This is a genomic window from Sutterella sp. AM11-39 (assembly GCF_003472385.1).
GTDB lineage: Bacteria > Pseudomonadota > Gammaproteobacteria > Burkholderiales > Burkholderiaceae_F > Duodenibacillus > Duodenibacillus intestinigallinarum.
The window spans coordinates 141,146-156,143 of the sequence record NZ_QRLV01000004.1 but is presented as its reverse complement, the minus strand read 5'-3'; the positions used below and the strand labels follow the sequence as shown (position 1 = coordinate 156,143).

Here is a 14,998-nt window from a genome sequence, read left to right as displayed (position 1 = left end):
CAGGTGAAAGAGAAAATGGCTGCTGAAGTCCATGGTTTTCAAACCGAAGTCTCCAAGCTTTTGACCTTGCTTGCCAAGTCCTTGTATTCCAACAAGGAAGTGTTCTTGCGTGAAATCATTTCCAACGCCAGCGACGCCATCGATAAGTTGCGCTTCCTTTCCATCACAGATCCGTCGCTGCTGGGTGACGATGCGGCTTTCTGCATCCGAGTGAAGGTCGACAAGGACGCCAAGACGCTTACCGTGACGGACAACGGCATCGGCATGACGCTCGAAGAAGCCAATCTGCATCTGGGCACGATCGCCAAGAGCGGCACGGCTGACTTCCTGAGCAACCTCTCCGGGGATCAGGCAAAGGACAGCCAACTGATCGGTCAGTTCGGCGTGGGCTTCTACTCGGCCTTCATCGTGGCCGACAAGGTGACGGTGGAATCGCGTTCCGCCAAGGCCGCCGCAAATGAAGCCGTTCGCTGGGAAAGCACGGGTGAAGGCACTTACACGAGCGAGGCCATCACGCGTGAAGCCCGTGGTACGAGCATCACGCTGCACCTCAAGCCCGATTGCGAAGAATTCCTCGAAACCTGGACGGTGCGCACCGCCATCACGAAGTATTCCGACCACATCTCCGTGCCGGTGATGCTCTGGGAAGAAAAGTACGAAGCTCCCAAGGAAGGCGAAGACAAGCCGACGAGCACCTGGGATTGGGTGCAGGTCAATGACGCCAAGGCGCTTTGGACCGTGAATCCCCGAGAAGTGACCGAAGAGCAGTACAAGGAGTTCTATAAGCACCTGAGTCACGACTTTGAGGATCCGCTCACCTGGGCGCACAACCGCGTCGAAGGTGAACTCGAATACACGTCTTTGCTCTATGTGCCGACCCGCGCGCCGTGGGATCTGTACACCCGCGACAAGGTGCATGGTCTGAAGCTTTTCGTGCAGCGCGTCTTCATCATGGACGAAGCCGAACAGTTCCTGCCCAACTACCTGCGCTTCATCCGCGGTCTGGTTGACACGAACGATCTGCCGCTTAACGTTTCCCGTGAACTGTTGCAGGAAAGCGCTGTGACGCAAAAACTCAAGCGTGCGCTCACCAAACGCGTGCTCGGCATGCTCGGCAAGCTCTCTGAAGACAAGGAAAAGTATGCGATCTTCTGGAAGAACTTCGGTAACGTGCTCAAGGAAGGCCCGGTCGAAGACTTCACCAATCGCGAGGAAGTCGCCAAGCTTCTGCGCTTTGCCTCGACCCGCAACACGGGAGACGCTCAGGATGTGAGCCTGGCCGACTACATCGCCAAGATGCCTGAAAAGCAAAAGTGCATCTACTACTTGGTTTCGGGCAGCTACGCGAGCGCGGCCACTTCGCCTTATCTGGAATCCTTCAAGAAGAAGGGCATCGAAGTGCTCCTGATGTGGGAGCGCATCGACGAATGGCTCATGGGTAACCTCACCGAATTTGAAGGCAAGAAGTTCGTGCCGGTGACTGCTGCTGACCTTGACTTGGGTGAACTCGAAGACAAACCCGCCGAAAAGAAGCAAGAGGAAGTTAAGGCCGCTCAGCCGCTCGTTGATCGCTTCAAGAAGGCTCTCGGCGAAAAGGTCACCGATGTGCGCGTTTCCGACCGTCTCGTCGAAAGCCCGAGTTGCGTGACGGCTGAACACGGTCAGATTTTGACGGCTCAGATGCGTCGCATGCTTGAAGCCGCCGGTCAGGAAGTGCCTGAAGAAAAATTCATTCTGGAAATCAACCCTCAGCACGCTCTGGTTCAGAAGGCCGCTCAGACGAGCGATGACGCCGCCTTTGCCAAGTGGGCCGAATTCATTTACGAAGAAGCTCTCTTGTCCGAACAGGGTTCCCTGAAGGATCCCAATGCCTTTGTGCGTCGTCTGAACGAGCTGCTGCTCGCTTAATTTCAATCGACCGGAGGCGGTACTCAAACGAGACCGCCTCAAGTCTGGAAAGCCTCGGAAAGCATCGTGCTTTTCGAGGCTTTCCGTTTTTTGTCCGGGCTTGTATTGGTGAAATGTCTCTTGGATAAACTGCTTAGAGGTGTTTGCCAAATCGGCTTTTCGACTGCACAATCTTTTCTGGCCCGGTTCTCCCGGGCATTTTTTGCCGCGGGTGAAACCGCTTCCGGCTGCAACAAAGCAAAGCCGGGATAACAATATAAGAAAAACGAAAAAGAAAGGGACAGTCAATTGGCGGTAGATACAGCGAACATGCTTGTGGTACATGTTGATATGGTGCAGGCCTTGGCGCTTGCGGTCTGCACTTATTACTTCGGCGTGTGGCTCAAGCACGTCATCCCCGTGTTGGAGCGTTTGTCGGTGCCAAGCCCAGTGGTGGGCGGCATGCCGTTTGCGTTTGTGCTCTCCGTACTGGAAGGCTGCGGCGTTATGCGCGTGGTGTTTGACTCCACTTTGCAGACGGTGCTGATGCTTGCCTTCTTCACGACGATCGGCATGATGGCCAGCCTTAAGCTGATCGGGCAGGGCGGCAAGCTTTTGTTGGGCTTTTTGGTTTCCGTGACCGTACTGGCCGTTTTGCAAAACGTGCTCGGCATAGCGGTGACAAAGCTCTTGGGCGTTGATTTTCACTATGGCTTGCTTGCCGGTTCCGTTTCGATGATGGGTGGTCTGGGCACATCGGCTGCGTTTGGTCCCAACTTTGAACAGCTCTACGGCATTACGGGCGGCACGGTGGTGGCAGTAACCGCAGCCACGTTCGGTATGGTGGCCGCTCTCGTGATCGGCGGGCCGTTTGGCGAATGGCTGATTCGCAAGTACAAGGTGCGCACGCCGATGACCGATCCGGAAATCGCTGCCAAGCTCAACGTTCCCGAAGAAGTCGAAACAGACATTATTGACGAGCACTCCGCCGAGCACTCGACCTTTACCGAACAGCTTTTGAAAGCGGGCGGCATGATTGCCATTTGCATGGCGCTCGGTACGGTCGTGAGCCATTACCTCGGTCAGTTCATCACGTTGCCCGCATACATCGGTTCGATGATCGTGGCGGCCATCGTACGCAATATCGCCGACTTCACAGGCAAGCTCAAGATCGACAAGGTGGGGCTCAATGCGGTGGCCGACATCAGTCTCGTGCTCTTCGTGACGATGGCCATCAATTCACTCAAGCTGCATGAACTTGTCAATCTGGCGTTGCCGCTGGTGGTGACCCTTATCTGCCAGACGATTCTGATGATGGCCTTTGCCTGGGGCATTCTCTTTATGTGCTTTGGACGCAACTTCACGGCCGTGATGCTCACGGTGGGCGGCATCGGCTTTTCGATGGGCGCGACGGCCAATGGTTTGGCCAACATGCAGGCTTTGAGCGAAAAGTACGGACAAAGCCCGCAGGCCTGGCTGATCGTAAGTATCGTGGGCGCATTCCTCATCGACTTGATCAATGCGCTGATTATCACATCGATGGCGCAGATGCCGTTGTAAGAAAACAAATATCCGATACGAGAGGCTGCCAGTTGGCAGCCTTTTCTTTTGGAAAAAAACAACGGCGTCACAACGTCTTTCCTGCTAGTCTTTCGGCCGAGCAAACATGAAAGGAAGCTGTCAAATTGCACGAACTGACACTTTTTTTGTCCCAATATTCGCCAGTGATGCTGTGCGCCGTTCTGGCTGTAGTCGTCGTTTTGACGGCGGTGGTGATTTATCTGGCTGTTCGCACGGCGGACTTGAAGCGCAATCTGGAAGTGAGCGCTGAAACGGCAAAGGCTCTTTCGGCACAAGCGGCCGGCACGACGATTGAGCGCATCGAGGCGCTCTCGCGTCAGATGCAGGCGGCCGACTCTGAACTTAAGAGTTCTCAGAGCAGCCACTTCGTGAATTTTCTCGGTCTGATCAACTCCGGAAGTCAGGCGCAGGAGAGGCGTCTGGCGCAAATGAACGAGACGGTGCAAAACGCAATGATGAATGTCCGAGCCTCGCTTAATGCCGAGCTCACCGCCATTCGAGAAGCCAACGACAAGGCGCTCGAGAGCATGCGCAACACGGTCGACGAAAAACTTTCCGCCACGCTCAACACCCGTTTGACCGAATCTTTCAAAACGGTGGAAGGCCAGCTTCTGGAAGTGCATCGCGGTTTGGGTGAGATGCGCGAAATGGCGCAAAACGTCGACGGCCTGCGTCGCATTCTCACTAACGTCAAGACGCGCGGAACGTTCGGGGAAGTGCAGCTGGCGATGATTCTTTCGGATTTGCTCACGCCCGAGCAGTACGACACCAATGTCGCCACGCGTCCGGGCTCGCGCGACCGCGTGGAATTTGCGGTCAAATTGCCCGGCGCGCAGGCGGGAACGCACGTGCTGTTGCCGATTGACGCCAAGTTCCCGACGGAAGACTACGAACGACTGATCGAGGCGTCCGACGAGGCAGATCCGGAAAAAGAGGCGGCCGCACGCAGGGCGCTTCAGACGAGAATTCTTACGGAAGCGGCAAAGATTCGCGACAAGTACATTGAGGTGCCCTACACCACAGAATTTGCCGTACTCTATCTGCCTGCCGAAAGCCTTTGGAGCGAAGTGCTCAAGATCAACGGTCTGGTTGAGCGCGTGCAGCGCGACTGCCACGTGACAATTGTGGGACCGACCGTGCTGGCAGCCTTCCTCAACAGTCTTCAGATGGGTTTCAAGACGCTTGCCATTGAACAGAAGAGCGCCGAGGTGTGGCGACTTTTGGGCGAGGTCAAGGCTGAATTCGGACGCTTTTCGGAAAGCGTTGGCAGCATGGAAAAACGCATCGACTCGGTCAAGTCGGCCATTTCCGCTATGCGTACCCGTACCAATGTGATGGAGCGCAAGCTCAAAGGTGTCGAATCCGTGTATGCGCCCGCAGCCGACGAGCGCGTTTCGGTTCCGGGGCCCGACGGCGCGAACGACTAAAATGACGCATCTTCGAGAAAGATTTCAGAATTGATTTGGTTTTCCCATGGCTAAGAAAAAAGACAATCCCGGCATGACGCCCGATCTCTTTGCCGATTTCGGTGCCGCTGCCGACACGACGGTCGAACAGCACGAAGAAAAGGCAACGCCGGAAGAAGTAGCAGAACCGACCTCGGCGGCAGCGGCTCAAACCGCTCCGGTAGCCGAAGCTGCCGAAACGCCTGCTGAGGCTCAGAAAGAAGTTCCGACGGTCGAACCTACGGAGCCATCCGTTGCCCAAGCTCAGGTTGAGCCCGAGTCCGAACCTGAACCCGAAGCCAAGCCTGCCGCCGTGAAAAATAAGCTTCCGGCCATTCTTTGTGACGATACGCCGGCGGAACTCAACGGAGAGCTTACGCTAGCCCGTTACGCCGCAAGCGCTTATCTCGAGTACGCGCTTTCCGTTGTGAAGAGCCGCGCTCTGCCCGACATTTTCGACGGCATGAAACCCGTGCAGCGCCGCATTCTCTATGCAATGGACCGCATGCGCCTGAATCCGCCCGCCAAGGCCGTCAAGTGTGCGCGTGTGGTGGGTGACGTTCTTGGCAAATATCATCCGCATGGAGACCAGGCCGCATACGATGCCATGGTGCGCATGGCTCAGGATTTCAGTCTTCGTTATCCGCTTGTGGACGGCGAGGGCAACTTCGGCTCGCGTGATGGCGACGGTCCTGCGGCAATGCGTTATACGGAAGCGCGCCTCACGAAAATCTCGGAGTTGGTGCTCTCGGAACTTGATTCCGAAGACGTTGACTTTGTTCCCAACTACGACGGCTCGTTTAAGGAGCCCGTACAGCTGCCCGCCAAGCTTCCGTTCGTGCTTTTGAACGGGGCAAGCGGCATTGCCGTCGGTATGGCCACTGAAATTCCGTCGCATAACCTAAACGAAGTCGCTCAAGCCGTGTTGCTTCTTTTGAAGAATCCGGAGGCAACGCTTGATGACATTCTCGCGGTCATGCCGGGGCCCGACTATCCGGGCGGCGGGCGCATCATTTCGAGTCCGGCCGAAATCCGACAGACCTACGCCGTGGGCCGCGGCAGCCTGCGCGTGCGCGCTTGCTATCACTTCGAAGAACTGCAGCGAGGCCAGTGGCAGTTGGTGGTCGACGAGCTGCCGCCTGCGGCCAACGCCGAACTGGTGCTTTCGCAAATTGAAGAAATCACCAATCCCAAGCCCAAGGCCGGGAAAAAGACGATCTCGGCCGAACAGGCCAACAACAAGGCCGCGATGCTCTCGGTTCTGGACGGCGTACGCAACGAATGCGACAAGGACACCAAGGTGCGCCTCGTGTTCGAACCCAAGAGCTCAAAGGTTGATCGTGAATTTTTCGTGCAGATGCTTCTGAGCCAGACGAGCCTGGAATGTAACGCGCCGATGAATCTGGTGATGATCGGCAATGACGGCCGTCCGGCTCAAAAGCCTCTGCAGCAGATTCTCGTCGAATGGGTGCGGGCTCGTTTGGAAACGGTGCGACGCCGTACTCAGGCGCGCTTGAACAAGGTCAACACCCGTCTGCACATCCTCGAAGGGCGCACCAAGGCGATCGACAACATTGACCGCGTGATCGAAATCGTGCGTTTCGAGGATAATCCCAAGGAAGCGCTGATGGCAGAGTTCGGTCTTACCGAACTGCAGGCTGAAGACATTTTGGAACTGCGTCTGCGTCAGCTGGCCAAGCTTGAGTACGAGCGCGTGGAGGAGGAGATGAAAAAGCTCAACGCCGAACGCGAAACGCTCGAAAAGATTTTGGCCGATGAAAAGACCCTCAAGAACGTCGTTGCCAAGGAAACGAAAGAGGCGGCCAAGCTCTACGGCGACGCTCGCCGCACCACGATCGAAGAGGCGAAGAAAGCATCGAGCGAACCCGTGCAGGTTTCCGAACCCGTCACGGTCGTCGTTTCGCAAAAGGGTTACGTGCGCTGCCGCACAGGTCACGGTCACGACGCCAAACTCATGAGCTACAAGCAGGGTGACGCCTACCAGTGGTCGGCCGAATGTGAGAGCACCGAAACGCTCATCGTTTGCGGCAGCAACGGCCGCACGTACTCGGTGCCCGTGTCTCAATTGCCGTCTGCACGCGGCGACGGTCTGCCGATCACAAGTTTCATTGAACTCGAAGCCGGCAGCGAAATCGTGGGTTATCTCGCCGGGCCGGACAATCTGGGCGTGATGCTCTACACGACGGAAGGCTTCGGTCTGGCCTGTTCGCTTAAGAACCTCGTCGCGCGCGTGCGATCCGGCAAGGCCTTCATGAGCGTGGGCGAGCAGGCCGTGATGTGTCCGCCCGTTGTCTTGACTGAGGGTTCGCAGTACGTTGCCTGCATGGCTCAGGACGGACGACTGCTTGTCTTTACGCTGGAAGAACTCAGAACGCTTGCGGGCGGCGGCAAGGGCGTGACGCTCATGGGCGGCATCGATCTTTTCTGCGGCTTTAGCCAAGCCTGTGCATTGCGTCACATCGATAGTCTCGAAGTGCAGGGTGCCACGAAGACCACGGGCGAAGTCAGAAGCAAGGTACTTCGTCCGGCCGAATGGCACATGTTCATCGCGCACCGCGCCCGTAAGGGCAAGGTGGTGCCGTGTCGCTTCGAGCCGCACGGTCTGAGCGCCATTGCGGCCGAACCGCAGGAGTCGGAGAAAACCGAATAACAGCCGAGGCGATATGGACTTCAACATCAAACGCATGATTCGTTTCTACGACAGGCTCTCGACGCGTCTGATTACGCTCACGGCCCTGTGGGTGACCTTCATCATCTGCGCCATCGGCTACCAGATGTATCTGAGTCAGCAGGTGCAGACGGCAGGCGCCTATCAGTACGAGGTGGGAAGCCTTCCGGCCCGCGTCTATCGTCTGAATCTTTTTGCGGATCGTGCGTTTGGGGGAGAGGATTTCGCCACGCAATACCGAGCCATTGACGAGGCGATGCGCCGCATCGGCAAACGCGATCTCGGCGACGAGTTTTTTATTGACCGTAGCAAAGAACAGAAGGCCGTTGATGCGCTTCTGAACGAATGGCGCAATGTGGTGGGGCCGCTTTTCTTGCTCGCCCGCGAAAAGTCCAATCCGATCGGCACCGATGAGCTGGAACGCTTCATCACGAAGATCGATACTGTCAACAAGCAGATTGCCGTCAACCGTGACAAGGCTCTGATGATTCAAAGGGGCGTTCAGACGCTTCTGATGTTTCTTGCTATCGGCAGCCTCTTCGGGATCATGTATTTCCTGATGAGCTGGGTGATTCGTCCGACCGAGTATGTCCGAACGGGGCTTTCGGCCGTACGCGAAGGTAAGCTCGATACGAGGCTGCATCTGGTGGGTGCCAGCGAATTCGAAGCCATTGCCGCCGACTTTAATGCTATGGCAGGGCGCTTGCAGGATTTGGTCGAAAATCTGGCGGCCAAGGTAAAGGAAAAGACCGAGGCGGTCGAAGAAAAGAACCGCAATCTTTCGCACCTTTATGAAATGACGAGTTTTGTTTCGCAGCAGCACTCGGTCGACGAAATGTGCGAGGGCTTTGCGGCTCATTTGATGCAGTACACGCCTGCCCAAGCCTGTGCGGTGTTTTTGATTGACCGCAAGCGGGGCCTCATTGAACTTTCCGCGAGCATGGATTTGCCTGCGAAGACCTTTGCGTGGTTCTCCATGAATCCGTTGCCGCTTGAAGGCGTCGAAGAGAGCCTCAGAAGCGATCTGCCGCTGCGCATTACGCCGGGCATGCCCGAAGACTTCCTCTCTCAGCTGCGCGTGGAAACCGAAAAGCAGTTTCGAACCGCATACCTCTTTCATATCCGCAGCGGCTCGAAGGATCTCGGGTTTTTCCTGCTGTACTTCAATCTCGACACGCGTCTGTTGCCGCAGACCTACAAGCTCTACGAAAGTTTCGGATCTCATCTGGGCATTGCCGTCGACAGTCTTCGTCTGGTTGAAAGAGAACAGCAGTACGCCGTTGTTCAGGAGCGCAATCTGATGGCGCAGGGTCTGCACGACTCGATTGCGCAGTCTCTCTCTTTTCTGAATCTGCAGGTGCAGCTACTGGAAAGCGGTCTTCATACCGACGACAAGGAACTCGTTGACACCACAGTGGCTCAGATCAAGGCGGGCGTGCAGGAATCCTACGAAGACGTGCGCGAATTGCTTTTGAACTTCCGCGAGCGCGTGCACACCGAAAGCTTCTCGGAAGCGATCAATACCGTGATCGATCGTTTTGAATCGCAGACGAAACTGCCTGTGAAGCTCACGGTCACGGGTCCCGAAGTTGAACTCACCGATCGACAGAAGATTCAGGTGATCTTCATCATGCAGGAGGCGCTTGCCAACGTGCGCAAGCACTCCAAGGCCACGCAGGTGCTCATCAATATTGAGTACGGAGCCGAATTCAAACTCTCGGTTGTCGACAACGGCATCGGCATCAACCAGGATATTCTGAAAAAGCGCAGCAAGCGTCACGTCGGTCTCAACATTATGGGCGAGCGTGCGCAGCGCATCGGAGCCAAGGTGACGGTGCAAAACGTCTCGCAGGATCTGTTCGAGAGCGGCACCTGCGTGCAGCTGGTGATTTCGGAGACTACCGTAGAAGACCGCAGCAGTCGGCGTTCTTCAGCGGCTGCGTCAAGCGAGGACTAAGTCATGCGCTTTGTGGTGATTTATCTTGTTTTGGCGATCATCATCTATGTGCGCGGCATCTGCCCGGTCATTCACGATCGGCGCAAGCGCCTGTGGTGTCTGTTTGCCGTGCTGCCGGGAGCCTTTTTCCCGAGTGTCACGCGCTTTATCGGGGGCTCGATGGTGGCGCCCGATTTGCCTGTGTGGGTGATGTACGCCGGAAGCATCTTTCAAAATTTCACGCTTTTGGTCGGCATCCTCGTTATCGGGCGAGAGATTCTGAGCGTTCCGCTTCGCATCATCGGTCTGCCGTTTCCGTATCTGGGCCGCAGCCGCATTGTGGCAGGTACGATTCTGGGACTGTCCGTGGCGTTTTCCTGCCTGGGAATGTTCAAGTCGGTGATCAGTCTTGAGGTGGTCGAGCAGGAAGTGGCTGTCAAGGGCCTGCCCGCCGAGCTCGACGGACTGCGCATTGCTCAGTTAAGCGACCTGCATGTTTCATCCGTCTTTACGCGCGAACGCGTCGAAGAGATCGTTGAGCGTACCAATGCGCTTTCGCCTGATCTGATTGCGCTCACGGGAGATTTTGTCGACGGCACGCCTGAAAAGCGGGGTTACGATCTGGAGCCTTTGAAGAACCTCAAGGCCAAGTACGGAGTCTTCGGCATCGAAGGCAATCACGAGCATTACGTTGACTATGATGGCTGGATGCGCTTTATGCCGACGTTGGGCATGACGTGGCTTAAAAATGCTTCCGTTTCGGTTGAGATCAATGGAAAGACGCTTTCCGTGATCGGTCTTACCGACCCGATGGCTCAGCGCTACGGCAGAGAATTGCCCGACATTGTCAAGGCTAGTGCGGCGGTGCCCGAGCAAACATCCTTCCGACTGCTTCTTTCTCATCAGCCCAAGTATGCCGCTCTTTATGCCGGCAAGGCCGATCTGATGCTTTCGGGGCACACGCACGGCGGTCAGGTGCTTGCGCTCAATCCTGTGGTCGGCAAACTCAACAACGGGTTTATTCGCGGTCTCTATGACGTGGGCGATATGAAGCTTTACGTCAACCAGGGTACCGATGTTTGGAATGGCTTTTTGCTTCGCCTGGGCACGGTGGGTGAGATTTCGCTCCTTACGCTAAAGCGCGCTCCGGAAACGGCTGTAGTCGCCGCAACGCAGGACAAGTAACGGACAACGTGGAAGATTTTCGATGCAAAACGTATGTTTATTGGGAGCCACCGGCTCCGTGGGCCAAAGTGCGTTGGAAGTGCTGGCTCTTTATCCGGACAAATTTCGGCTCTTTTCCGTTGCCGCGCACAGCAACGTTGAAAAGCTTGCCGACATCGCGGTTCGTTTCGGCGTCAAGCGCGTGGGAATTGCAGATGCCACCAAGGCTGACAGACTCTCTTACCTTCTGAAGGAAGCCGGAAAAGGTGACGTCGAGATTCTGAGCGGCACGGAAGCGGCAGTGCAGCTTGCTTCCGACAACGAAGCACAGACAGTGATCGTTGCCGTGGTGGGTGCGGCAGGGGTGCCCGCCACCTTTGCTGCAGCCAAGGCCGGAAAGCGCATCCTGCATGCCAACAAGGAAAGCGTTGTTTGCGGCGGAGAGCTGCTTCAGCAGACCGTGCGTGAAAACGGAGCAGTGATGCTGCCCGTTGACAGCGAACACAATGCGATCTTTCAATGTCTGACCGGCGCTTCGGAAGAGGATCGCCGTCAGTGCCGTCTGTGGCTCACTTGCTCGGGCGGACCGTTTCGCGATCGGCCGGAACTTGACCTCAGCACCGTGACGCCAGCGATGGCGCTTGCGCATCCAACCTGGCAGATGGGCCGCAAGATTTCGATTGACTCGGCGACACTGATGAACAAAGGCCTGGAAGTGATCGAAGCGCGCTGGCTTTTCGATGTTCCGCAGGATCGCATTCACGTGGTCATTCATCCGCAGTCGGTGGTGCACTCGATGGTCGAGTACGGCGACGGTTCCTTTATCGCGCAGCTCGGCACCGCTTCGATGAAGCATCCGGTTGCCTATTGCCTGGGCTGGCCCGAAAGGTTGTCTGCGGGCACCAAACGTCTCGATCCGTTTGCACTCTCGCAGCTCAATTTCTGCGAGCCCGACGTCAAGCGTTTCGTGCAGCTTGCATACGCCTACGAGGCGTTGCGAGAGGGCGGCACGGCAAGCATTGTGCTCAATGCTGCCAATGAGATCGGCGTCGAGGCGTTCCTCAACGAACGCATTTCCTTTACGGGCATCGCCGAAGTCTGCCAGCGCACGATGCAGGTGCTTTTCGATCCCAAGACGCCCGCAAGTGTCGAGGAAATTCTGTCGGTTGACGCCGCGGCCCGCCGTGAGGCGGCTTACCAGGTGTCAAAACTGGCATAAGACGGCAGCTATCGAAAAAAATATTTTTCGAGGGATTGTGACGACAAGCGCCTTTTAGGCCTGATGTGCAAGGAAAAAGCGGGTCAAATACCCCCTTTGGGGGATGGAGTAGACCCTCTTGACTCGGTTGCATTGAATCTTAGAATAACAATCCGTTGTGGATTCCTTCGCAATTGGCCCCATATCAAGTGGTGAGTCGGCGAAGGAATTTTTTCCGCCTTTTTGCCTGAAAAGTGCTGATTTGCGGGCAGTTTTTCGGGTTTTTGAACTTTGTATTCGTTGTTTTCGACCCCGTAGCGGGTGGTGAGCCAGATGCCTAAAGTAGTAAAAAAAGACAACACCATCGAGCGTTTCAATGCCGAGAAGATCCAGAGCGCCGTCAAGAAGGCGGCCTTTCGCTGCGACAAGGTCATTGACGCCGACCACCTGAACCAGATCGCCGATGAGGTCTACAGCCGTGTGGAACATCGCGAACAGGTGACGGTTGCCGAGCTCCACGAGATGGTGATCGCCGTGCTCGCCTTCCTGCAGTACAAGGAAGTGGCCGACGCCTACGCCGAATACCGCTACTACAAGCAGACCTACGCAAAGACGTTCGAGCAGCTGCGTCAGGACGCCGACGACGTGTTACGTCTTGGCGACCGTGAAAACGCAAACTTCGACAGCTCGCTTGTTTCGACGAAGGGCTCGCTTATCAAGGGCTACCTCACGAAGTCGCTCTACAAGCAGTTCTATCTTTCCGGCAAGGAAAAGGAACTCATCGAGCGCGGTGACATCTATATCCACGATCTGCGCGACATGATTCTGGGCTGCATCAATTGCTGCCTCTTTGACATCGGCAACGTGTTGAAGGGCGGCTTTGAAATGTCCAACGTGCAGTACACCGAACCCAAGACGGTTCTTTCCGCTCTTCAGGTGATCGGCGACGTTACGCTCGTGGCCACGGCCCAGCAGTTCGGCGGCTTTACGCTCGCCGAACTCGACAAGGTGCTGTTGCCGTATGTTTTGAAGAGCGAAAAGGCCGCGATCGAAAAGTACATGGAACTCGGTCTGGACGAAACCAAGGCCGAAGAGGTGGCAAGTAAGGACGTCATCCGCGAACTCGAACAGGGCTTCCAGTCGCTTGAACTCAAGCTCAACACGGTTCCGTGCAGCCGCGGCGACTTCGCCTTTACGACGATCACGTTCGGGCAGTGGGATCCCGCGAAGTACGACGAACGCGAAAAGAGCTGGCTCTACATGATCGGCAAGATCATGCTGCAGGTGCGCCGCAACGGTCACGGCAAGGACGGCAAGCCCGTGGTCTTCCCCAAGCTCGTGTTCCTGTACGATGACAACCAGGTCAAGGCCGATCCGTTCTCTTCGGAACTCTTCAACGAAGCCGTCAAGACGTCGGCCGAGTGCATGTATCCGGACTACCTGTCGCTGTCGAGCCGCTACGGCAGCGTCTCGCAGATTTTCCAGAAGTACGGTGCCATCACTTCTCCGATGGGCTGCCGCGCCTTCCTGTCGCTGTGGCGCAATGAAAAGGGCGAAGCGATCACGATCGGTCGCTGCAATATCGGTGCGGTATCGCTCAACCTTCCGATCATTCTGAAGCTTGCTCAGATTGAACATCCCGACGACTGGAAGGAAAAGTTCTGGGAAATGCTCGACGATCGCCTCGAAGTGATCCGTGCTTTCTTCAAGAAGCGCTACGACATCGTGCGTCATCAGAAGTGCTCGTCCAATCCGCTCGCCTTTACGCAGGGCGGTCTGTACGAAGGCACGAAGAGCCCGGACGACACCGTCGGGGATCTCGTGCGCTACATGACGGCTTCTTTCGGCATTACGGCTCTTGATGAAACCACTTACCTCTGGACGGGCAAGCGCCTCGTGGACGAAGGCGGCGAAGTTTCGGCTTCGATTCTGCGTCACCTGCAGGACAAGCTTGCCGAGTTCAAGAAGGAAGACGGTTATCTTTACGCCATCTACGGTACGCCCGCAGAAAGCCTGTGCGCCACGCAGGCCGGTCAGTACGACCGTTTTTGCGAGAAGATGGGCGTGGAAAACGTGTTTGCCTCAACGCCGCATTACAGCCCGGAATACTTCACCAACTCGTTCCATGTGAACGTGACGGAAGAAATTTCTCCGTTTGAAAAGCAGGACCACGAGTTTGAAGACTTCCACCTGTGCGAAGGTGGTCATATCCAGTACGTGCGTCTGGACAACCCCGAAAACATGCAGGCCGTGCGCGCCATGATCCGCCGCGGCATGGAAAAGGGGTTCTATCAGGGCGTCAACTTCGACAGCGCTTACTGTGGCGATTGCGGCGAGCACAGCACCAACGTGCTCTTTAAGTGCCCGCATTGCGGCAGCTCCAACCTGTCGGTGATCAGTCGCGTCTGCGGTTATTTGGGCTACTCCAACGTCAACGGCATGAGCCGCATGAATGACGGCAAGATGGCCGAGATCAAGAACCGCGTGAGCATGTAACCGAATTTGGCCATGAACTACATCGGTATTTCTGACTTTGATACGGCAAACGGCCCGGGCGTGCGTGTTTCGCTTTTCGTTTCGGGCTGCCGGCTTCGCTGCCGCGGGTGCTTCAATCCCGAAAGCTGGGACTTTGACGCGGGCAAGCCCTACGACGAAAGCGTGCAGGAGCGCATCCTGAAGGCGCTCGAAGAGGACTACGTTGACGGTCTGTCGCTTCTGGGGGGCGATCCCTTGGAACCCGAGAATGTCGACGTGCTTACGGACCTGTGCCGCGCCGTGCGTGAAAAGTTCGGAAACAAAAAAACGATTTGGCTTTGGACCGGACGCCTTTACGATAAGGTCAAGGATCTTGAGATTTTTCAGTACGTTGACACCGTTGTCGACGGTCCATTCATCGAGAAGTACAAGGTCGAAGGAAAAGGCAACTGGTTTGGGAGCTCCAATCAGCGCGTGATTCCGATACGATGCGAGGTTGCGGCGTAATTCCTGAATTTCGCTTGACTCGATCAAACGGCAAACGTTTTGCCGGTCAGATGCCTGCCGCATGATTCTTTTCCGAAAAAGAATCGTGAACGCAGGCTTTTTTCTTTGTTGGATTT

9 protein-coding genes are annotated in these 14,998 nt (G+C 56.1%); all 9 read left to right on the top strand.

The window, feature by feature from the left end:
- Positions 1–15: 15 nt before the first annotated feature.
- The gene (gene htpG / locus DW133_RS05040) at positions 16–1,908 is read left to right on the top strand and encodes a molecular chaperone HtpG (RefSeq protein ID WP_118275551.1); all 1,893 of its coding nucleotides are present in this window, start codon (positions 16–18) and stop codon (positions 1,906–1,908) included.
- A 309-nt stretch (positions 1,909–2,217) separates the two neighbouring features.
- Positions 2,218–3,447 (top strand): sodium/glutamate symporter, encoded by a 1,230-nt coding sequence (locus DW133_RS05035; RefSeq protein WP_118275550.1) that lies wholly within the window; start codon positions 2,218–2,220, stop codon positions 3,445–3,447.
- Between the two features lie 125 nt (positions 3,448–3,572).
- Entirely contained in the window at positions 3,573–4,895 is a 1,323-nt protein-coding gene (locus tag DW133_RS05030; protein ID WP_147408877.1) for a DNA recombination protein RmuC, read from the top strand.
- Between the two features lie 46 nt (positions 4,896–4,941).
- Positions 4,942–7,584, top strand: coding sequence for a DNA topoisomerase IV subunit A (parC, locus tag DW133_RS05025; protein ID WP_233542121.1), 2,643 nt, complete (start codon positions 4,942–4,944; stop codon positions 7,582–7,584).
- Between the two features lie 13 nt (positions 7,585–7,597).
- Positions 7,598–9,559: a histidine kinase gene (locus DW133_RS05020; protein ID WP_118275548.1), complete on the top strand. Its 1,962-nt coding sequence runs from the start codon at positions 7,598–7,600 to the stop codon at positions 9,557–9,559.
- 3 nt (positions 9,560–9,562) lie between these two features.
- Entirely contained in the window at positions 9,563–10,723 is a 1,161-nt protein-coding gene (locus DW133_RS05015) for a metallophosphoesterase (protein ID WP_118275547.1), read from the top strand.
- Between the two features lie 22 nt (positions 10,724–10,745).
- Positions 10,746–11,921 (top strand): 1-deoxy-D-xylulose-5-phosphate reductoisomerase, encoded by a 1,176-nt coding sequence (gene dxr / locus DW133_RS05010; protein WP_118275546.1) that lies wholly within the window; start codon positions 10,746–10,748, stop codon positions 11,919–11,921.
- A gap of 312 nt (positions 11,922–12,233) precedes the next feature.
- Complete coding sequence (nrdD, locus tag DW133_RS05005; RefSeq protein ID WP_118275545.1) at positions 12,234–14,396, top strand: anaerobic ribonucleoside-triphosphate reductase; 2,163 nt, start codon at positions 12,234–12,236, stop codon at positions 14,394–14,396.
- Between the two features lie 12 nt (positions 14,397–14,408).
- Positions 14,409–14,882 (top strand): anaerobic ribonucleoside-triphosphate reductase activating protein, encoded by a 474-nt coding sequence (nrdG, locus tag DW133_RS05000; protein WP_118275544.1) that lies wholly within the window; start codon positions 14,409–14,411, stop codon positions 14,880–14,882.
- Positions 14,883–14,998 lie beyond the last annotated feature (116 nt).